Origin of the sequence: Aeromonas sp. 600282, from assembly GCF_049175755.1 — a bacterium.
In the GTDB taxonomy this organism is placed as follows: domain Bacteria; phylum Pseudomonadota; class Gammaproteobacteria; order Enterobacterales; family Aeromonadaceae; genus Aeromonas; species Aeromonas veronii_A.
Genome location: NZ_JAAKVR010000024.1, coordinates 17,459 through 37,134, shown reverse-complemented (window position 1 = coordinate 37,134; position 19,676 = coordinate 17,459). Strand labels below are relative to the sequence as shown.

At 59.7% G+C, this 19,676-nt stretch carries 18 protein-coding genes; 9 read left to right on the top strand and 9 right to left on the bottom strand.

Features of this window, described 5'->3' with window-relative positions; genetic code table 11:
• Positions 1–74: 74 nt before the first annotated feature.
• Positions 75–167 carry a YnhF family membrane protein gene (locus G5137_RS19000; RefSeq protein ID WP_216952243.1) on the bottom strand — a complete coding sequence of 31 codons (93 nt, stop codon included), beginning with the start codon at positions 165–167 and terminating at the stop codon, positions 75–77.
• Positions 168–291: 124 nt separating this feature from the next.
• On the opposite strand from G5137_RS19000, the gene G5137_RS18995 reads away from it, so the two are divergent.
• Positions 292–867: a 2-amino-4-hydroxy-6-hydroxymethyldihydropteridine diphosphokinase gene (locus tag G5137_RS18995; protein ID WP_216979931.1), complete on the top strand. Its 576-nt coding sequence runs from the start codon at positions 292–294 to the stop codon at positions 865–867.
• On the opposite strand, the gene G5137_RS18990 is transcribed toward G5137_RS18995, so the two are convergent.
• On the bottom strand, positions 793–1,497 hold the full coding sequence (locus G5137_RS18990) for an SDR family oxidoreductase (RefSeq protein WP_216979930.1): 705 nt from the start codon (positions 1,495–1,497) through the stop codon (positions 793–795). The two genes, G5137_RS18995 and G5137_RS18990, sit on opposite strands and share 75 nt — an antisense overlap.
• Before the next feature lie 162 nt (positions 1,498–1,659).
• On the opposite strand from G5137_RS18990, the gene G5137_RS18985 reads away from it, so the two are divergent.
• Complete coding sequence (locus G5137_RS18985; RefSeq protein WP_216979929.1) at positions 1,660–2,064, top strand: CBS domain-containing protein; 405 nt, start codon at positions 1,660–1,662, stop codon at positions 2,062–2,064.
• Here the strand turns inward: G5137_RS18985 and G5137_RS18980 are convergent.
• Positions 2,061–2,597 carry a DUF2301 domain-containing membrane protein gene (locus G5137_RS18980; RefSeq protein ID WP_064338940.1) on the bottom strand — a complete coding sequence of 179 codons (537 nt, stop codon included), beginning with the start codon at positions 2,595–2,597 and terminating at the stop codon, positions 2,061–2,063. The two genes, G5137_RS18985 and G5137_RS18980, sit on opposite strands and share 4 nt — an antisense overlap.
• 87 nt (positions 2,598–2,684) lie before the next feature.
• Here G5137_RS18980 and G5137_RS18975 point away from each other — a divergent pair, with 87 nt between their 5' ends.
• Positions 2,685–3,449, top strand: a complete 765-nt coding sequence (locus tag G5137_RS18975) for a substrate-binding periplasmic protein (RefSeq protein ID WP_216979928.1) — start codon at positions 2,685–2,687, stop codon at positions 3,447–3,449.
• A gap of 8 nt (positions 3,450–3,457) precedes the next feature.
• Here the strand turns inward: G5137_RS18975 and asnC are convergent, their stop codons facing one another.
• Positions 3,458–3,919 carry a transcriptional regulator AsnC gene (gene asnC, locus G5137_RS18970; protein WP_216979927.1) on the bottom strand — a complete coding sequence of 154 codons (462 nt, stop codon included), beginning with the start codon at positions 3,917–3,919 and terminating at the stop codon, positions 3,458–3,460.
• Positions 3,920–4,073: 154 nt separating this feature from the next.
• Between asnC and asnA the strand changes: the two genes are divergently transcribed.
• A complete protein-coding gene (gene asnA / locus G5137_RS18965) occupies positions 4,074–5,066 on the top strand; it encodes an aspartate--ammonia ligase (RefSeq protein ID WP_058056217.1) in 993 nt (330 codons plus the stop codon).
• Between the two features lie 285 nt (positions 5,067–5,351).
• On the opposite strand, the gene clpB is transcribed toward asnA, so the two are convergent.
• The 3 genes from clpB to rluD all read right to left on the bottom strand — a co-directional run bounded on the left by clpB (position 5,352) and on the right by rluD (position 10,059).
• The gene (gene clpB, locus G5137_RS18960) at positions 5,352–7,925 is read right to left on the bottom strand and encodes an ATP-dependent chaperone ClpB (RefSeq protein WP_421255807.1); all 2,574 of its coding nucleotides are present in this window, start codon (positions 7,923–7,925) and stop codon (positions 5,352–5,354) included.
• 202 nt (positions 7,926–8,127) lie between these two features.
• Positions 8,128–8,865, bottom strand: a complete 738-nt coding sequence (gene pgeF / locus G5137_RS18955; RefSeq protein WP_421206357.1) for a peptidoglycan editing factor PgeF — start codon at positions 8,863–8,865, stop codon at positions 8,128–8,130.
• 213 nt (positions 8,866–9,078) lie between these two features.
• On the bottom strand, positions 9,079–10,059 hold the full coding sequence (gene rluD, locus G5137_RS18950; protein WP_227341786.1) for a 23S rRNA pseudouridine(1911/1915/1917) synthase RluD: 981 nt from the start codon (positions 10,057–10,059) through the stop codon (positions 9,079–9,081).
• A gap of 117 nt (positions 10,060–10,176) precedes the next feature.
• Between rluD and G5137_RS18945 the strand changes: the two genes are divergently transcribed.
• Positions 10,177–10,932, top strand: a complete 756-nt coding sequence (locus G5137_RS18945; RefSeq protein ID WP_005339769.1) for an outer membrane protein assembly factor BamD — start codon at positions 10,177–10,179, stop codon at positions 10,930–10,932.
• Positions 10,933–11,222: 290 nt separating this feature from the next.
• Here the strand turns inward: G5137_RS18945 and G5137_RS18940 are convergent, their stop codons facing one another.
• Together G5137_RS18940 and G5137_RS18935 are read right to left on the bottom strand one after the other, a co-directional pair.
• The gene (locus G5137_RS18940; protein WP_421255806.1) at positions 11,223–12,905 is read right to left on the bottom strand and encodes an ArnT family glycosyltransferase; all 1,683 of its coding nucleotides are present in this window, start codon (positions 12,903–12,905) and stop codon (positions 11,223–11,225) included.
• Positions 12,892–14,259, bottom strand: coding sequence for a UDP-glucose dehydrogenase family protein (locus G5137_RS18935; protein ID WP_216952253.1), 1,368 nt, complete (start codon positions 14,257–14,259; stop codon positions 12,892–12,894). Before G5137_RS18935 ends, G5137_RS18940 begins: the two co-directional genes overlap by 14 nt.
• Positions 14,260–14,660: 401 nt before the next feature.
• Between G5137_RS18935 and arnB the strand changes: the two genes are divergently transcribed.
• Genes arnB through arnD form a run of 4 tightly spaced genes read left to right on the top strand, consistent with a single transcriptional unit; the run spans position 14,661 to position 19,664 of the window.
• On the top strand, positions 14,661–15,797 hold the full coding sequence (gene arnB, locus G5137_RS18930) for a UDP-4-amino-4-deoxy-L-arabinose aminotransferase (protein WP_216952254.1): 1,137 nt from the start codon (positions 14,661–14,663) through the stop codon (positions 15,795–15,797).
• Between the two features lie 6 nt (positions 15,798–15,803).
• Positions 15,804–16,784: an undecaprenyl-phosphate 4-deoxy-4-formamido-L-arabinose transferase gene (gene arnC, locus G5137_RS18925; RefSeq protein ID WP_266135216.1), complete on the top strand. Its 981-nt coding sequence runs from the start codon at positions 15,804–15,806 to the stop codon at positions 16,782–16,784.
• Positions 16,781–18,772, top strand: coding sequence for a bifunctional UDP-4-amino-4-deoxy-L-arabinose formyltransferase/UDP-glucuronic acid oxidase ArnA (gene arnA / locus G5137_RS18920; RefSeq protein WP_421255805.1), 1,992 nt, complete (start codon positions 16,781–16,783; stop codon positions 18,770–18,772). The genes arnC and arnA overlap by 4 nt, the downstream gene beginning before the upstream one ends.
• Positions 18,765–19,664 carry a 4-deoxy-4-formamido-L-arabinose-phosphoundecaprenol deformylase gene (gene arnD, locus G5137_RS18915; protein ID WP_216952257.1) on the top strand — a complete coding sequence of 300 codons (900 nt, stop codon included), beginning with the start codon at positions 18,765–18,767 and terminating at the stop codon, positions 19,662–19,664. The genes arnA and arnD overlap by 8 nt, the downstream gene beginning before the upstream one ends.
• Positions 19,665–19,676: the final 12 nt, after the last annotated feature.

The window sequence follows — 19,676 nt, the reverse complement described above, 5'->3', positions numbered from 1 at the left end:
GCCAGCATAGCTGCACCGCCCAGAAAAACAAAACCGGCCAACAGGCCGGTTTGGATTATCTGGATTGTGGTGATTCACGCCAACGCGACAGAGGCCAGACAGATAATCATGATCAGCGCCAGCGCACCCGAAGCGGTCAACAGCGCCCATTTCAGCTCCACACTCATGCAAACCTCCTTTCTGCCAATCAGTGCCGGATCACAATAGATAAGACAATGTTAAGCCATAGTTAATCCGATAACCGTGAGCTGCGTATACATTTCAGATGAGCCCAACCCCGGGAAGGTGAGCATGTTCTATCTGTGTAGCATTGGATCCAATATTGACCCGCACATCCATGTCAGCCGCGCGCTGGCCGAGCTGTTTGTGAACGTCGGCCCCCTGCGGCTGAGTTCGGTGATCCGCACCAAGCCGGTGGGAATGCACTCCTGCCACGACTTTCTCAACTGCCTGCTGGTGGTGGAGAGCCCGCTCGATGCCGCCCGCCTCAAGCAGCACTTTGTCGCCCTTGAGGTAGCTCACGGCCGGGATCGCAGCGATCCACTCTGCAAGGTGCACGATCGGCCGCTCGACATCGATATTCTGGCCAGCAACAGGAGCGGTGACTTTGCCTCGGCAGAGGTCGATTCCTATCTGGCGGAGCTGCTGGCCGAGCTCTATGGCCATGGCGAGGTGCATGAGCCCAAGGTGGCGCTGCAAGTGACGCTCCCCGCCCCGTCGGGCAAACTCAAACCCGGCAAAGGCTTGCTGACTCGGCAGGTCGGGCTGGGGCCGCTGGTGCTCGGCAACCTATCAGAGGGTGGCCAGCGCCCGCCCGCCATCTACCTTGATGCTGGCCCCCGTCATATAACTGTTCCCCATCAGTAACTGCACCGCCTGCCAGATGGGCTCAAGTCCACCCTCCCGCGCCAGCGGTGTTTTCGCCAACACCTGCTGGCGCCATGCCTCGTCATGCTCGTCGAGAAACAGGATCGGCCCCGGCTCTATAGTGTTGACCCGCACCGCAGGCGCCAGCTCGCGGGCAAAGCTCATGGCCAGCGAATGGGCTCCCGCCTTGGTCGCCACATAGCTGGCAAAACGGGGGGCCGGGGCATGGATATAGATATCGGTGATGTGAATGATGCTGGCGTTGGGGTTGCTGGCAAGCTGGGGGGCCAACGCCCGGTTTAGCTGGAAGGGGGCCGCCATGTGTACCCGGTAGAACTGCTCGAATTGGGCCAGTTGCGCCGCCGGATCAGTTGCCTGCGGCTCGAAGGCCGAGGCGTTGTGGATCACCAGCGCCAGATCCTGATGGGCAGCCAGCACATCGATCAGCTTGCCAACGTCATCTTCCCGGCCAAAATCCGCCAGCACCAGTTCGACCCCCAGTGCTGCCAGCGTGGCTAGCTCCGGCCGCTCGCTGCGATAGCTGCCCGTCACCTGCCAACCCGCTGCCACCAGCTGTTCACAGAGATAAAATCCGAGTCGACGGCCGCAGCCCGTAACCAATGCACGCATACGATCTCCTTTCCCTTTCATGGTCTTGCATGAACGAAGCCCGCCTGCCAGCGGATCACCGCCGATGGCCGGTGCCTATCAATCTCTGCGGCACAAGCCATTGGTCGCGGGCCACCCACCCGCGTCATAGTGGCGGCATCCCCCTCTTGCGGAGTTACCACCATGCTGAAAGTACACCACCACATGGGTCGCCTGACCCACTCCCTGACTGCCGGACTCGGCCTGGCCGAGGCGCTGGATCGCCTGCATCAATCGGGTCTTGGCGGCCTGCCGGTGCTGGATGAGCAGAAACGGCTGATCGGCTTTCTTTCCGAACAAGATTGCATTCCCAGCCTGCTCACCGGCAGCTACCACTGCGATACCCGCACCCGGGTGGAGGATCTGATGAACCGTTCGCCCCTCTCGGTCGGGCCGGATGACAGTATTCTGGAGCTGGCCCGCCAGATGGCTGACGCCAAGCCCAAGATCTACCCGGTGCAGCAACAGGGCAAGGTGGTCGGCATCATCAGCCGCCGTCAGGTGATGCAGGCCCTCAACCAGCAGATGAAGGTGTGCCAGCAGACCTAGATCTGGTAACGCCCCTTGTCACCGATATCGAAGTGCAGGGGCATCCGCCACTTGGCCAGCGCCAGCAAGGTCAACAGGGCCCCGCAGGCCAGCGCCACCAGTGCGGCGGCCCACTCCACCCGCAACCACTCCAGCAGCCATAACGCCGGCAGCAATACGGGCACCAGCTTGATGCCGGGAATGGCGAAGCAAAACTGCTCCTTGAACGCCAGCCCGGAGAGGGTCGCCAAGGCCGCTCCCAGCACCAGCGCATCCGGCGCTCCTACCGCAGCCAGGGCCAGCGCGCCCCAACCAAATCCCTGCAGAATCAGGCGAATCCGCTTGTCGTAGATATGCAGCGAGAAGCCGCAGATTGCGCTTGCCACTGCCAGCGACATCAACCATTGTGCCGACGGGAGCAGTGCCATCCCGCTCAGCAGCGCCGCACCGCGGCAAAGCAGCAACAGGGCAGCTGCACTCAAGCCAAGGCGGTAGAGCGAGACGGTCAACTTGTCGATCCCGTCCAGCGGGCTCTCGATTTCAGGATTTGCCATAAACAGTCGCTTCTAACGGATCAGGTGCCATCCAATATACTGGAATCAGGTCTTGGAATATCTTCAAACGGGCTCAGGAGACGTAGTTTGCGTGTGATCCCCCTGTTTTGTTTGCTGTTTCCACTCGGATTGCCCGCCAAAGAGCTGGTGATCTGCGGCACCATGGAGCCCCCGCTCAAGTATCTCGATGCCGATCAGAAACCCCAGGGTCTTGATATCGATATCGTCACCGCCATATTCGACAAGCTGGAGACGCCCTTTCGGATCGAGCTGGCCGACTCCGGTGCCCGCCTCACCCGCAATGCCGAAACCGGCGCCTGCGACCTGGTGATGACCCACTCCTACAAGGCGGAGCGGGAGAGTTATCTCATCTATCCCCAACAGGCCCATCTTCGCCACAGCTGGCACTTCTTTGTACGCAAGGCGGACCTGATGAAGATCCGCTACGAAACGCTGGCCGATCTCAAACCCTGGCGCATCGGCGTGACCAAGGATTTCTCCTATACCCCTGAACTGGCAGCGGCCATGACCGACCCGGCCTATCAGTTTCAGGAGATCACCATGAACCAGCTGCAACTGCGTAAACTGCTGGCCGGACGGATCGATACCGTGCCCATGCCGCTGGTCACCGCCTTCACCCAGATCAAGGAGGAGGGGCTGACGGGTAAGGTCGATTACCTGCCCAAACCGCTCAAGAGCAGCCCCTACTTCAACACCTGGGCCCGCGCACGAGCAGATGCACAGACCCCCGCCCTGATGGCGGCCTACGATGCCGAACTGCTGCGCATGAAGCGAAACGGCAGCCTCAAGGCCCTCTACGACAAGTACGCCATCCCCTATATCGAACCCTGATCAAGGGGTCAGGGTTTCACATCCCGCAGGATCGGGTTTTGCAGTGAAATCAGGGTTTCAGTGGACTGGATCTCGTCGATGGTCTGGATCTTGTTGATCAGCACTATCTGCAGCTCGTCGATGGAGCGTGTCATCACCTTCATGAAGATGCTGTAGTGGCCCGTGGTGTAGTAGGCTTCCACCACTTCGTCCAGCGCCTGCAGCTTGGCCAGTGCCGAGGGGTAATCCTTGGCACTCTTCAGATTGATCCCGATAAAGCAGCAGACGTCGTAACCCAGCTTCTTGGGGTTAACCTGCACCCGTGTCCCCTCGATGATCCCCGCCTGTTTCATCTTCTCCACCCGCACATGGATGGTGCCCGGGCTGACTGCCAGTTGTTTCGCCAGTTCGGCATAAGGAATACGCGCATTCTCCATCAGAGCGGAGAGGATGGCTTGATCGAGATTATCGATCCGGTAATTTTCCGGCATTTTTTTGTCCTCCCGTTAGCGATACGTCATTAAAAGCATCCTTATTTTGAAGAAAAAAACACACAAAGCCTATTTTTATTATCGAATATTGAATTTGGTTGGCAATCCGTTGAAGAATCACCACATCCAACGGGGTTTGAAACAGGAATTCAGCATGAAACAGCACTACATTCGCAGCCAACAGCAGATCAGCTTCGTCAAAGAGATGTTCTCCCGCCAACTCGCCCAGCAACTGGGTCTGATGGAGGTGCAAGCCCCCATTCTGAGCCGTGTCGGTGATGGCACTCAGGACAACCTCTCTGGCCATGAGAATGCAGTGCAGGTCAAAGTGAAAACCCTGCCGGAGCACAGCTACGAAGTGGTCCATTCACTGGCCAAATGGAAGCGTCAGACCCTGGGTCGCTTCGGCTTCGGCCCGGGCGAAGGGATCTACACCCACATGAAGGCACTGCGTCCGGATGAAGACAAGCTCACCCCCATCCACTCCGTCTACGTGGATCAGTGGGACTGGGAGAAGGTGATGCCGAGCGAGCGCCGCGATCTGGCCTATCTGCAGGAAACCGTGCGCGGTATCTGGGCCGCCATCAAGGCCACCGAGCGCGCAGTCTGCGCCGAGCATGAGCTGACCCCCTTCCTGCCAGCCGAGATCCAGTTCCTGCACAGCGAAGAGCTGCTGGCCCGTTACCCGGACCTCGATGCCAAGGGTCGCGAGCGTGCCATCGCCAAAGAGCTGGGCGCCGTGTTCCTGATCGGTATCGGCGGTGCCCTCTCCCACGGTGAGCGCCACGATGTGCGCGCCCCGGACTACGACGACTGGAGCAGCCACAACGAGCTGGGTCTGGCGGGTCTGAACGGTGACATTCTGGTGTGGAACCCGGTGCTGCAAGACAGCTTCGAGATCTCCTCCATGGGGATCCGGGTCGATGCCGAGGCGCTGCGCCGCCAGCTGGCCATCACCGGCGACGAGGATCGCCTGCAGTATGACTGGCATCAGGATCTGCTGGCCGCACGGATGCCGCAGACCATCGGCGGCGGCATCGGCCAATCCCGTCTGGCCATGCTGCTGCTGCAAAAAGAGCATATTGGTCAGGTGCAGGTTGGTGTCTGGCCGGCCGAGATGAAAGCCGCCGTGCAAGGCATGCTGTAACGAATGAAGGCTATGCTGGCGTCATCGCGCGGGCATGGCAACAGGCAGGTGGCCGTCGGGGTTGAGCGAGCGCATCCCCGGCAGGCTGTAAGAGGCAAGACCGGCAGCGGCCTTGCTTCGCAATCGGGGGCTTGCCCCTGCGACCCGCTCAACCCACGTCAGGTCGCGTCACTACATTCCTCCCGGCAATCTTCGGATTGCCGTTTTTTTGCGCCCGAATCCCCGCCACCAGATACGACAACGCCAGCCCGAGGGCTGGCGTTGCAAATATAGATGCGAGACTAGTTACTGGGTCATGGTGAGGCCGTTGCTGTCGGCCCCCAGCACCAGTTTTTTGCCCGGAACGATGCGACCGGAGAGCAGCGCCTGCGCCAGCGGGTTCTCCACCTTCTGCTGGATCGCCCGCTTGAGGGGACGCGCCCCGTAGACGGGGTCGAACCCGGCATGCACCAGCTTCTCGAGCAGCGCTTCGCTCACCTCCACCTCGTAACCCTGAGCCTCAAGACGGCCCATCAGGCTCTTGAGCTGGATCCGAGCGATGGACTTGATGTGCTCCTCGCCGAGGGGATGGAACACCACCGTCTCGTCGATCCGGTTGATAAACTCCGGCCGGAAACTGCGGGTCAGCACATCCATCAGCATGGCCTTCATCTCGTCGTAATCCTTCTCGGAGTGGTGCTCCTGAATGAGATCCGACCCGAGGTTGGAGGTCATGATCACCACCGAGTTGCGGAAATCGACGGTCCGACCCTGACCATCGGTCAGGCGGCCATCGTCCAGCACCTGCAACAGGATGTTGAACACATCCGGATGCGCCTTCTCCACCTCGTCCAGCAGGATCACCGAGTAGGGACGACGGCGCACCGCCTCGGTCAGATAACCACCCTCTTCATAACCCACGTATCCGGGAGGCGCCCCCACCAGACGGGCCACGCTGTGTTTCTCCATGAACTCCGACATGTCGATCCGCACCATGGCATCCTGGGTATCGAACAGGAACTCGGCCAGCGCCTTGCACAGCTCGGTCTTGCCCACCCCGGTGGGCCCCAGGAACAGGAAGGAGCCGATGGGGCGGTTAGGGTCGGAGAGACCGGCACGGGAGCGACGAATGGCGTTGGAGACCGCATCGACCGCCTCCTCCTGACCAATCACCCGGCTGTGCAGCTGATCTTCCATCCGCAGCAGCTTGTCGCGCTCCCCTTCCAGCATGCGGGCGACCGGAATACCGGTCCAGCGGGCCAGGACGTCTGCGATCTCCACATCGGTGACCCGGTTGCGCAGCAGGCTGGTCTCCTGCATCTCGGCCTGAGTGGCGAGATCCAGCTGTTTCTCCAGCTCCGGAATGCGGCCATATTGCAGCTCGGACATCCGACCCAAGTCGCCTGCCCGGCGCGCCACATCGAGATCCTGACGGGCCTGCTCCAGCGCAGCCTTGATATGCTGGGTGCCGGCAAGGGCGGCCTTCTCGGCCTTCCATACCTCGTCCAGCTCGTTGTATTCCCGATCCTTCTCGCCAATCTCCTGATTGATCAGCTCCAGACGCTTGCGGCTGGCGTCATCGTCCTCCTTCATCAGCGCCTGCTGCTCCAGCTTGAGCTGGATGATGCGTCGCTCGAGGCGATCGAGCGCCTCCGGCTTGGAGTCGATCTGCAACCGGATGCTGGCTGCCGCCTCGTCGATGAGATCGATGGCTTTGTCCGGCAGCTGGCGATCTGCAATGTAACGGTGCGACAGCTGGGCCGCAGCCACGATGGCGGGGTCGGTGATCTGCACATGGTGGTGCAGCTCGTAACGCTCTTTCAGGCCGCGCAGGATGGCAATGGTGTCTTCGACTGTCGGCTCTTCCACCAGCACCTTCTGGAAGCGACGCTCCAGCGCGGCATCTTTTTCGATGTACTGACGGTACTCATCCAGGGTGGTGGCGCCGACGCAGTGCAGGTCGCCACGGGCCAGCGCAGGTTTGAGCATGTTGCCCGCGTCCATTGCCCCTTCGCCCTTGCCGGCGCCGACCATGGTGTGCAGCTCGTCGATAAAGAGGATGACGTTGCCCTCCTCCTTGGCGAGATCGGTCAGCACGGCCTTGAGCCGCTCTTCAAACTCACCGCGATACTTGGCCCCCGCCACTAGCGCCCCCATGTCCAGCGACAGCACCCGCTTGTTTTTGAGCCCTTCCGGCACTTCGCCGTTGATGATGCGCTGGGCCAACCCCTCGACGATGGCGGTTTTACCGACACCGGGAGCACCGATCAACACAGGGTTGTTCTTGGTGCGGCGTTGCAGCACCTGAATGGTACGGCGGATCTCATCATCACGGCCGATCACCGGGTCGAGCTTGCCGAGTTCGGCCCGCTCGGTCAGATCGATAGTGTACTTCTCCAGCGCCTGACGGTTCTCCTCGGCGTTGGCATCTTCCACCTTCTTGCCGCCACGCACCTTGTCGATGGCCGCTTCGAGTTTTTCCTTGGTCAGCCCCTGAGCGCGCAACAGCTCGCCCAGCGTTCCCTTGTCGTCGAGGGCAGCCAGCACGAACAGTTCGGAGGAGATGAACTGATCCTTGCGCTGCTGGGCCAGTTTGTCGCAGACGTTGAGCAGGCGGCCGAGGCCGTTGGAGAGCTGCACGTCCCCTTCCACGCCGCTGACGCGCGGCAGGCGATCCAGCTCCTCACCGAGACGGGAGCGCAGGGCGTTGATATCCATCCCGGTCAGGGTGAGCAACGGACGGATGGAGCCGCCATCCTGATTGACCAACGCGGTCATCAGGTGAACGGGTTCGATGAATTGGTGGTCACGACCCAGCGCAAGAGACTGGGCATCGGAAATAGCAATCTGGAATTTGCTGGTAAGGCGATCGAGGCGCATTGCACTCCCCCTTCAAACAGGCAGACGCCGCTTGCGCGGCAAACAACATAACTTTCTGAGATGAAAGATGAGGCCCGTACGGGCTATTTCAAGGGCATGGGCTGGTTATTTTTTCTGCAAAGCGGGGAGAGGGCAGGATCCCCGCCTCTCTCATACGGATCTGTTCTTGAGAGAGACGGGGTATTAGTTGGCGGGTGATTGCTTAGCGGGCCAACCAGATGAGGGAGGCCATACGGCCGGTCTGGCCGTCGCGACGATAAGAGTAGAACTGCTCGCTATCGCTGAAGGTGCAGTATTCGCCGCCATAGACGGCGGTAACGCCAGCACGGGCGAGGCGCAACCGCGCCAGCTGGTAGATATCCGCCAACCATTTGCCATCGTTGGACGAAGGGACGAACGCCGCTTCTGCTTCAGCCTGCTCAGCCATAAAGGCTTCGCGCACCTCGCCACCCACTTCAAACGCTGTGGGGCCGATGGCTGGGCCAAGCCAGGCCAGGATCTCACCCGGCTCGCAACCCATGGCAGCGATACTCGCCTCCAGCACGCCCTCTTTCAGTCCACGCCAGCCCGCGTGGGCGGCAGCCACTACGGTACCGGCCCGATCGCAGAACAACACCGGCAGACAGTCAGCAGTCATCACGATGCAGGCCTGCTCCGCCTCATGGGCGCAGGCAGCATCAGCATCCGGCGCCTGCTGATAATGGCTGCTGACCTGATGAACCACGGTGCCGTGCACCTGATTAAGCCAGTTGAGGGGCCCCGGGATGGCAGCCGCCTGCTGCAGCCGGGCCCGATTGGCCTCGACTCGCACCGGTTCGTCACCCACGTGGGCCCCCAGATTGAGGCCGGTAAAGACCCCTTCACTTACTCCGCCATCCCGGGTGGTCGAAAGGGCACGGACGCACGCTGGTGCCGGCCAGTCGGGTTCAAGCCATTTCATTGCTCACTCCTTCACGCTCTATCGTTCAAATGGAAACGGGGCGCTTGGCTGCAACCAGTCAAGACGCCCCGTTTCAAGGTTCTGTGTGCTACGCGCTGTATCGGCGGGTTACGGCAGAAGTTGTCGCAATACCGCCAGATTCATCACCCTTTCCAGACCAGCTCGTCCAGGTTGGCGAGGGCTATTCAGGAGTGCAGTGCCTCAATCAAGCCACTATTTCCAGACCAATTCATCCGGATTGGCGAGGGTGTCGGCACGCAGCACCTCCATCAGCGCCACCATGTCTTGCGGCGTGGGGGAGTGCCACTGCATCACTTCACCCGTGATGGGATGAGCCAGCTGCAGCATGGTGGCGTGCAGCGCCTGACGATGGAAGTTGCGCAGCGCCTCGGTCAGCTCGGGGGTCGCGTTGCGCAGCGGGCGCAGACGGCCACCGTAGGCGGGATCCCCCACCAGCGGGTGTTTGATGTGCGCCATGTGGACACGGATCTGGTGGGTACGGCCGGTTTCCAGACGCAGACGCAGACGGGTGTGGCCACGGAACTTCTCGTGCACCCGGTAGTGGGTCACAGAGGGGCGGCCATTGGGCACCACGGCCATATGGGTACGCTGGGTCGGGTGACGGCCTATGGGCGCATCAACCGTACCACCTGCGGTCATGTGACCGATGGCGATCGCTTCGTACTCACGGGTGATCTGGCGCGCCTGCAACGCTTCCACCAGATGGGTCTGGGCGGGTACGGTTTTGGCAACCACCATCAAACCTGTGGTGTCTTTATCCAGACGATGCACGATACCGGCGCGGGGTACCTCGGCAATGCCGGGGTAGCGGTGCAGCAGGGCGTTGAGGATGGTGCCATCCGGCGTGCCTGCGCCCGGGTGAACCACCAGACCGGCTGGTTTGTCGATCACCAGAATGTGTTCATCTTCATAAACGATGTTGAGCTCGATATCCTGGGCATCCCAGCGAGTATCATCTTCCAGCTCGACATTCACATGCACCTGCTGCCCGGCCAAAATCTTCTCGCGCGGGGTGTTGGCAACCTGACCGTCCAGGGTCACTCTGTCCTGTAAAATCCACTCCTTGATGCGGGTGCGGGAGTAGTCTGGAAACAATTCGGCCAGGGCCTGGTCGAGTCGCTGCCCGAATTGGTGATCCTGGAATTCGCCTGTCAGTTCAATATGCTGGCTCATGTATGGTCTCTTGAGCGGGGGGTATCAATTCGAAATAATCCGGGTATTCTAGCTTTTCTTTTAGCCAAGCATAACGGATACTTTGCCAATTTCGTGGAAATGGACCGGATGTTGTTGATGGGAAAGAAGTCTCACCTGCTGATGTCGCTCGCCTTGGTCGCTACCTTGATCACAGGCTGTTCCAGCACCAAACCCAAGGTACCCGACGAACCGCCGGAGACCCTGTACCAGAAAGCACGCCTCAAACTGGACGTTGGCAATTACGTGCAAGCCACTGAATTACTTGAGGCTTTGGACTCTCGCTACCCGTTCGGCGCCTACTCTAACCAGGTACAGCTTGACCTCATCTATGCCTACTACAAGCAGGATGATACCGCTCAGGCGATCGCCAATATCGACCGTTTTATCCGCCTCAATCCGGCGCATAAAAATATCGATTACGTATTCTATATGCGCGGCCTGACCAACATGGCGGCGGATTACAACTTCTTCCAGAGCCTGTTCGGTATCGGTCGTGACGACAAAGACCCGGCTTATGCCCGTCAGGCATTCCAGGATTTCAAGACCCTGCTGCAAAACTACCCCAACAGCGTCTATGCCGCCGATGCCCGCGCTCGCATGATTGGCCTGAAGAATCGTCTGGCCCGATATGACCTGAGCGTGGCCGAGTATTACGTGAAGCGTGATGCACTGGTCGCGGCCGCCAACCGGGCCAAGCTGATTGTCGAGACCTACCCCGACACAGCCGAAACCGAGAAGGCACTGGAGATCATGGTCGAGTCTTACGACGCCCTGAAGATGCCGCAGCTGGCCAAGCATGCCCGCGAAGTGCTGGCCAAGAACTACCCGGAGAACCGCCTCGGCCGTGGCTGAGTGATACGGATAAACCGGTAATAAAAAAACCGATGCCAAGGCATCGGTTTTTTTATCTTTGCAATCCACCAATCCGGCTGGGTGAAGTTCCTGCAACCCATAGCGGTCGCGGCCCCTCACACCCCATCTATCCCATTCATTAGCCACCTGCGAGATGGCCGCATCGTGAAGTTCGCTTATCACCAAGGGTTGCAAACCCGCTGTCAGCCCGACGCTAGGCCGGGAAGAGCGGAACCGTCACCACACGGCCATATTGCCTCATACAGTGCCCCTGAATGGGAATAGATGGCTTAATGGCACCGTAATCCTGTCACCAGAGTCAGTAGTTGCCCCTTGTCCGAGCGCAGAGCGGTCTGGGCCAGCAACTGATAGGGAATCCCCTCCAGCAGCTTGACCCTCTCCCCGGCCGTACCATTGACCAACACGGCATCAAACCGGGCATCACGACAGGCAACCACATCCCTCACTTTCTCCCTGTCCAGATTCATTACCTGCATCTGCTCATAGGCAGAGAGCAGACCAAGCTCCGTCTCCCCCAATTGCCAGCCGGCGATGCGATCCCGCTTCTCGAGCGGTATTCCCTCAAGCAACCGGGCCATCTTTCCCGATACTCCCTTGGCGGCATCGATCAAGGGGTAAACCAGTGTAAAGGTGAGCAGAAACATGATGGCCACCGAGCTGGCAACATGAGTAGCGCCATGCACCTCCTTGCGCCGCAACAACAGCGCCAGCGCAATCACGAAGAGCATACTGGCGGGGATATAACGCCACCCCAGCTTGCTGGCGACCTGTAGCACGTCTGCCGGAACATGACTGGCCACCGGTAGTGAAGGGCCCAGCAGAGGTAGCCCTATGACCACGACACAGAACAGCAGCATGAAACAGAGCCATCCCCGACCATAGCGAGCCGTCCATCCCGGCCAGTTCAGGCTGACCTGACCCAGCATGATGGCAAATACCGGCAACAACGGAAAAAGATAGAGGGTGCGCTTGGTGGATGAGAGGGTTAACAGCAAAAGGGTGCCCACTGCCCAGCACAACAGAAATAACCTCTCACGACTCCAGCGTCGCTGTTTGATGGTTTGCCAACCCCAATAGAAAATGAATGGCAACCAGGGGTTGGTATATTCAGCCATCCCCCATAAATAATAAAGATATGCCCCTTTCTTGATGTGGCCGAGTTCGGTCGAGGTGCCTGTCAGGCGGCCTACCTGATTCTGCCAGAACCACTCATTCCATAAAGCATCGCCATCGACATGATTAATTAATTCACGAATCCACGCTGCCACTGGCAATATAAAACAGAGCAGCATCAGCAGATGCTGCCAGATAAATCCTGGCAGTTTTTTGTCGATGGCGGCACATCTTGCAGCGAAGAAGAATAGCGGGAACCAGCCAAAAAAAACTGTCAGTGGCCCAATAGGACCTTTTGCCATAAAACAGCCCGCCAACCCTATTCCGGCCAGTATCGCCATCCACCGACGGCTTACAAGGTAATATTCTGAAAATGCCCAAAGGGTAAATATGACAAAGAAGGCAAGCGCACTGTCCGTTCTAATCCAGTGCGTGTTGATGATAAATCCTTCCATGGTGCCCAGTGCGATCACCGACCAGATCGCGGCCGATCTATTGCCAAGCAGGCGATAGGCCAGCAGGCCGGTAAAGAGCAGCATACCCGCCGCCCAGACCACGCCCGCCAACCGCAGGCTATTGGTCACCCCCAGCCAGGATTCAAACCCATCAAGAAACGGCAGAGCGGCCATATAGAAGAGCGGCGGCTTCTCGATAAAGCTGTGCCCGCCAAGGGTCGGTACCACCCAATCGCCATTGCGGTACATCTCGAGTGCAATGGCTGCCTCACGCGGCTCGTCAGGGGTCCAGAGCTGATGGTCAAACTGGCCAGACAGCAGCACCAGCGTAACCAGCAGCAACATCCAGCAGAGCGTGCGCTCCGAAATATCAGCACTCTGCATGGCTCATACCTTCTGTAATGGTCTCCCCACGCCCGATGGCATAGTAGGAAAAGCCCAGCCCCTTCATCTTGAGCGGATCGTAGAGATTGCGACCATCGACGATGAGGGGGTGCGCCAGCATCTTCCTGATCTGGGCAAAATCGGGCGCCTTGAACTCGTTCCACTCGGTACAGATGACCAACGCATCCGCCCCCGCCAGCGCTGCCTCCCTGGTCCCCATCAGCGACAGCTCGGGCTGGCAACCATAGATACGCTGTGCCTCCTTCATCGCCACCGGATCGAAGGCCTGCACCCGGGCCCCCTCCTGCCAGAGCGCCTCCATCAACACCCGGCTCGGCGCTTCGCGCATGTCATCCGTATTGGGCTTGAAGGCGAGTCCCCAGATGGCGATGGTCTTGCCCGCCAGCGACTCGCCTCGCTCGTGAAAGTGGCAGGCCAGGGTGTCGAAGAGCTTGAACTTCTGCCGCTCGTTGACCCGCTCCACCGCACGAATAAGCGGCGTGTCGTAGTCGAGGGCCGCTGCAGTCGCCAGAAATGCCCTCACATCCTTGGGGAAACAGGATCCGCCATAACCACAACCGGGATAGATAAACTGGTAGCCGATGCGCTGGTCGGCACCAATCCCCTGCCGCACCAGTTCGATATCGGCACCGACCCGCTCGGCCAGCCCGGCCATCTCGTTGATAAAGCTGATCTTGGTGGCCAGCATGCAGTTGGCGGCGTATTTGGTCAGCTCGGCACTGCGAACATCCATAAACAGAATGCGGTCGTGATTGCGATTAAATGGCTCATACAACTCGCGCATCACGGCTCTGGAACGCTCCTTGCCGGTGCCGATAACAATGCGATCCGGGCGCTGGCAATCCCTGACGGCCGCCCCCTCTTTCAGAAATTCCGGATTGGAGACCACATCGAATTCAAACTGCTTGCCAAGTTCGGCCTGCTGCTCCCTGACCCAGTAAAACACCTTGTCTGCCGTACCAACCGGCACGGTGGATTTGTTGACGATGATCACCTCATCTGCACGATGCTGGGCAATCGATCTCGCCACCGCCCTGACGGCGCTCAGATCGGCCGAACCATCCTCATCAGGGGGCGTACCGACGGCGATAAATTGCACGTCACCATGGGTAACCGCCATGGGAATATCCGTGGTGAATGTCAGCGAGCCATTTTGCAATGTCTGGTGTAATAACACATCCAGTCCCGGCTCATATATTGGTAATTCGCCATGGGATAATCTATTTATTTTATCTGCATCGAGATCGATACAAACAACCTGGTGCCCTACATCTGCCAATACAATTGCCTGTACCAGTCCGACATAGCCACTGCCAAACACTGTGATATTCATAACGATTTTTCCATAATGCGTAATGATGGAAACTTTACATCCTTTACTCAATTGCACTACGGGCAATTTGTAACAAGCAATGTCAATTCTGAATGACACCCAACCTATTGATCAATAGCAGATGATTTAGATGGCGACAGTCAAAAAAGTGGCTAAACACCAACCTAAAATAAAGCCAAGCGATTTTTTGTTACGAGATATTTCCATATTAAGCCACGCCATCAAAACGGCAGTAATTGTTACCAAGTGTTGCTGTGCGCTTGAATAAAAACTCGTTATTCAGCTACTTTCAAAATATATCGAGCAATCTCGACACTTTCCCCAGGCATATTTCCAGTGAAAATCAGCAATGCAGATTTTCATCGTCATTTTATTTTTTGCGACATTAAGACCGGAGTCGTATGAAAGACTTTCTGCCATTCTCAAAGCCTGCCATGGGCGAGGCCGAGATCCGTGCCGTCAGCGAGGTGTTGCAATCGGGATGGATCACCACGGGCCCGAAAAATCATGAGCTGGAGCAGCGTTTCTGCGAGACCTTTGGCTGCCAGCATGCGGTCGCGCTTTGCTCCGCGACCGCGGGCATGCATGTCACCCTGATGGCGCTGGGGATTGGCCCGGGTGACGAGGTGATCACGCCCTCCCAGACCTGGGTCTCCACCATCAACATCATCACCCTGCTGGGGGCCACCCCGGTCTTTGTCGATGTGGACAGGGATACTCTGATGGTCAGCGCCGACCAGATAGCGCCGCTCATCACCCCCAACACCCGGGCCATCATCCCGGTCCACTACGCAGGGGCACCGGTCGACCTCGACCCCATCCTCGCCCTGGGTCGCCAGCACGATATTCCAGTCATCGAAGATGCCGCCCATGCAGTCGGCACCCGCTATCGCGCGCGCTGGGTCGGGGAAACCGGCACCGCCATCTTCTCTTTCCACGCCATCAAAAATCTTACCTGTGCCGAGGGAGGAATGCTGGTGACCGATGACCAGGCGCTGGCCGACAAGGCTCGCATGCTGAAATTTCACGGCCTGGGAGTCGATGCCTTCGACCGCATGACGCAGGGACGCAAGCCGCAGGCGGAGGTGATCATGCCGGGCTTCAAATACAACCTGGCCGACATCAACGCCGCCATCGCCCTGGTGCAGCTGGCCCGCCTGCCCGAGCTCAATGCCAAGCGGGTCGAACTGGTGTCTCGCTACCATGAACGTCTGGCCAACCTGCCGCTGGCACCGCTGGCCATCCCCACCTACCCCCATCTGCATGCCTGGCACCTCTTCATGGTGCGGGTCGACCCCGAGCAGTGCGGCCTCGATCGCGATCAGCTGATGCAGGCGCTGCAGGAGCGAGGCATCGGCAGTGGCCTGCATTTTCGCGCCGCCCACACCCAGAAGTACTACCGGGAGCGCTATCCGGATCTTTCGCTACCCAACACAGAGTGGAACTCGTCACGGCTCTGCACCCTGCCCCTCTTCCCCGACATGACGCTCTCCGACGTGGATCGGGTTGTGGCAGCCCTGACCGACATACTGGAGTAACAATACGTGAACCATAACGACATCAAACGGGTCTCAGTCATCATCCCCGTCTACAACGAGGAGGCGAGCCTGCCGGAACTGCTGCAACGGGTGACCGACACCTGCGAGCAGCTGAGCCAGGATTACGAAGTGATCCTGATCGACGACGGCAGCAACGACCGATCCGCCACCATCATCAGCGAAGCCGCCAATCGCGAAGGGAGCAAGCTGGTCGCCGTGCTGCTCAACCGCAACTATGGCCAGCATGCCGCCATCATGGCCGGCTTCGAGACGGCAACAGGGGATCTGGTGATCACCCTGGATGCCGATCTGCAGAACCCGCCGGAAGAGATCCCGCGGCTGGTCGCCACCGCTATGGAAGGGTATGACGTGGTCGGCACCATCCGCCGCAACCGGCAGGATTCATGGTTTCGCAAGACAGCCTCACGCTTTATCAACAAGTCGGTACAGCGGGCCACCGGCGTCCAGATGAGCGACTACGGCTGCATGCTGCGTGCCTATCGCCGCCACATCATCGACGCCATGCTCTGCTGTCAGGAGCGCAGCACCTTCATCCCCATCCTGGCCAACAGCTTTGCCCGCCGCACCACCGAGCTGGAGGTGGGCCACGCCGAGCGGGCCCACGGCGAATCCAAATATGGCCTGATGCACCTTATCAACCTGATGTACGACCTGGTCACCTGCATGACCACGGCCCCGCTGCGCCTGCTCAGCATCGTTGGCAGCCTGGTGGCGGGGATCGGCTTCACCTTCTCGATCCTGCTGCTGCTGCTGCGTCTGTTACTGGGCGCCGACTGGGCAGCAGATGGCGTCTTCACCCTGTTTGCCATTCTCTTCACCTTTGTCGGCGTACAGCTGATCGGGATGGGGCTGCTGGGTGAGTACATAGGCCGCATGTATACCGATGTGCGCGCCCGTCCCCGCTACTTCATTCACCAAGTCGTTCGCTCCACACCGGATGCTTCGCAACAGGAAACTCAATCATGAACGTTGTTGTCTTTGCCTATCACGATATCGGCTGCACCGGTATCGAGTCCCTGCTTCAGGCCGGTTATCAGATCCAGGCGGTCTTCACCCACGCCGATGATCCGGGCGAGAACCGCTTCTTCGGTTCGGTGGCCCAGCTCTGCGCCGAACATGACCTGCCGGTCTACTCTCCCGAAGACGTGAACCACCCGCTCTGGGTCGAGCGTATCCGCGAACTGGCGCCCGAGGCCATCTTCTCCTTCTACTACCGCAACCTGCTCAAGCAGGAACTCCTCGATATCCCGACCGTCGGGGCCTTCAATCTGCATGGATCCCTGCTGCCTGCCTATCGTGGCCGGGCGCCCATCAACTGGTGTCTGGTCAACGGCGAGCGCGAAACCGGCATGACCCTGCACCGGATGACAGCCCGTGCCGATGCCGGCGATATCCTTGCCCAACAGGCAGTAACCATTGCCCACGATGACACCGCACTGACCCTGCATGGCAAGATGCGCCAGGCAGCCCACGCCCTGCTGGAAGGGGAGCTGGTCAAACTCAAGCGCGGTGACGCCACCTTCACCCCGCAGGACGAGAGCAAGGCAAGCTACTATGGTCGCCGCACCCCGGCCGATGGCAAGCTGCGCTGGGATAAGCCCGCCAGGGATCTCTATAACCTGGTACGTGCCGTTACCCAGCCCTACCCGGGGGCCTTCAGCTTCGCCGGTGATCGCAAGCTGACGGTCTGGCAGGCAAAGCCGCTGGCGATCCAGAGCGACCAGCAGCCGGGCACCATTCTCTCCCACGACCCGCTGCAGGTGGCCTGTGGTGAAGGGGTGCTGGAGATCCTGACAGGCCAGGCCGAAGGAGGGCTCTATGTACGCGGCGCCCAACTTGCCCGCGAGCTGGGGCTGATGGAAGGGATGAAGATCGGCGACAAGGCGAGCAAGGCCATGCGCAAGGCACGGCTGACCCGGGTGTTGATCCTCGGCGTCAACGGCTTTATCGGCAACCACCTCACCGAGCGTCTGCTCAAGGATGGCGGCTACGAGGTCTATGGCCTCGATATTGGCTCCAGCGCAGTGGAACGCTTCATCGGCCACCCCCACTTCCACTTCGTGGAGGGGGACATCAGCATCCACACCGAGTGGATCGAGTACCACATCAAGAAGTGCGACGTGATCCTGCCGCTGGTGGCCATCGCCACCCCCATCGAGTACACCCGCAACCCGCTGCGGGTGTTCGAACTCGACTTTGAAGAGAACCTCAAGATCGTCCGCTACTGCGTCAAGTACCACAAGCGCATCATCTTCCCCTCCACCTCCGAGGTGTACGGGATGTGCGACGACCACAGCTTCGACGAAGATGAATCCCGCCTCATCGTCGGCCCCATCAACAAGCAGCGCTGGATCTACTCGGTCTCCAAGCAGCTGCTGGATAGGGTGATCTGGGCCTACGGCAAAAAAGAGGGGCTCAACTTCACACTGTTCCGTCCCTTCAACTGGATGGGCCCACGCCTCGACAGCCTGGACTCTGCCCGCATCGGCAGTTCCCGCGCCATCACCCAACTGATCCTCAATCTGGTGGACGGCACCCCGATCCAGCTGGTGGATGGCGGCGCCCAGAAACGCTGCTTCACCGATATCGAGGATGGCATTGAAGCCCTGTTTCGCATCGTCGAAAACAGGGGCAATCGCTGCAACGGCCAGATCATCAACATCGGCAACCCGGATAACGAGGCGAGCATTCGCGAGATGGCCGAGGTGCTGCTCGCCAAGTTCGAGGCCCACCCGTTGCGCCACCACTTCCCGCCATTTGCCGGCTTCAATCTGGTGGAGAGCAAGTCCTTCTACGGCGACGGCTATCAGGATGTCTCCCACCGCCGCCCGAGCATCCGTAATGCCCGCAAGCTGATCGACTGGGAACCGACCATCGAGATGGAAGAGACCATCGGCAAGACGCTGGACTTCTTCCTGCAGGGGGCGGTCACGACGGGAGTCGAGCATGACTGAAGTGGGTCTGCGGATCGACGTCGATACCTTCAGGGGAACCCGTGACGGGGTTCCCCGCCTGCTGCAACTGCTCGACAAGCATCAGGTGAAGGGGAGTTTCTTCTTCTCGGTCGGTCCGGACAACATGGGGCGCCACCTGTGGCGCCTGCTAAAACCCCGCTTCCTGCTCAAGATGCTGCGTTCCAACGCCGCATCCCTCTATGGGCTCGATATCCTGCTGGCTGGCACCGCCTGGCCCGGCAAGTCCATCGGCAGAGAGCTGGGTTCCCTGATGCGCGACACCGATAAGGCGCACCATGAGGTGGGGCTGCATGCCTGGGATCACCACGGCTGGCAGGCCAATACCGGTCGCTGGGACGAAGCCGAACTGATCCGCCAGACCCGGCTCGGAGTCGATGCCCTGAGCGAGATCCTGGGGCGCGAAGTGGATTGCTCCGCCGCCGCCGGCTGGCGAGCCGATCCCCTCACCACCCAGGCCAAGGAGCAGTTCGGCTTTCGTTACAACAGTGACTGCCGTGGCTGCGGCCTGTTCCGTCCCATTCTGGAGGATGGTCGGCCCGGCACCCCGCAGATCCCGGTCAACCTGCCCACCTTTGACGAGGTGATTGGCAGCCAGGTGACGGCCGAGCGCTTCAACCACTTCCTGCTGGAGCAGCTGACTGCGGCACCGCAACCGGGCCCCCATGTCTACACCATCCACGCCGAGGTGGAGGGGATCGTCATGGCCGAGCAGTTCGATCTCCTGCTCGATGAAGCCAGGTCGCGCGGCATCCACTTCATCCCCCTTGGCAACCTGCTTCCCCCCGACCCAGCCCTCTTGCCGACCAGCCATCTGCTGCGCGGCTCCCTGCCAGGACGCGAAGGGTGGCTCGGTTGCAAGATGACGCCATGAACCCGCTCGCCA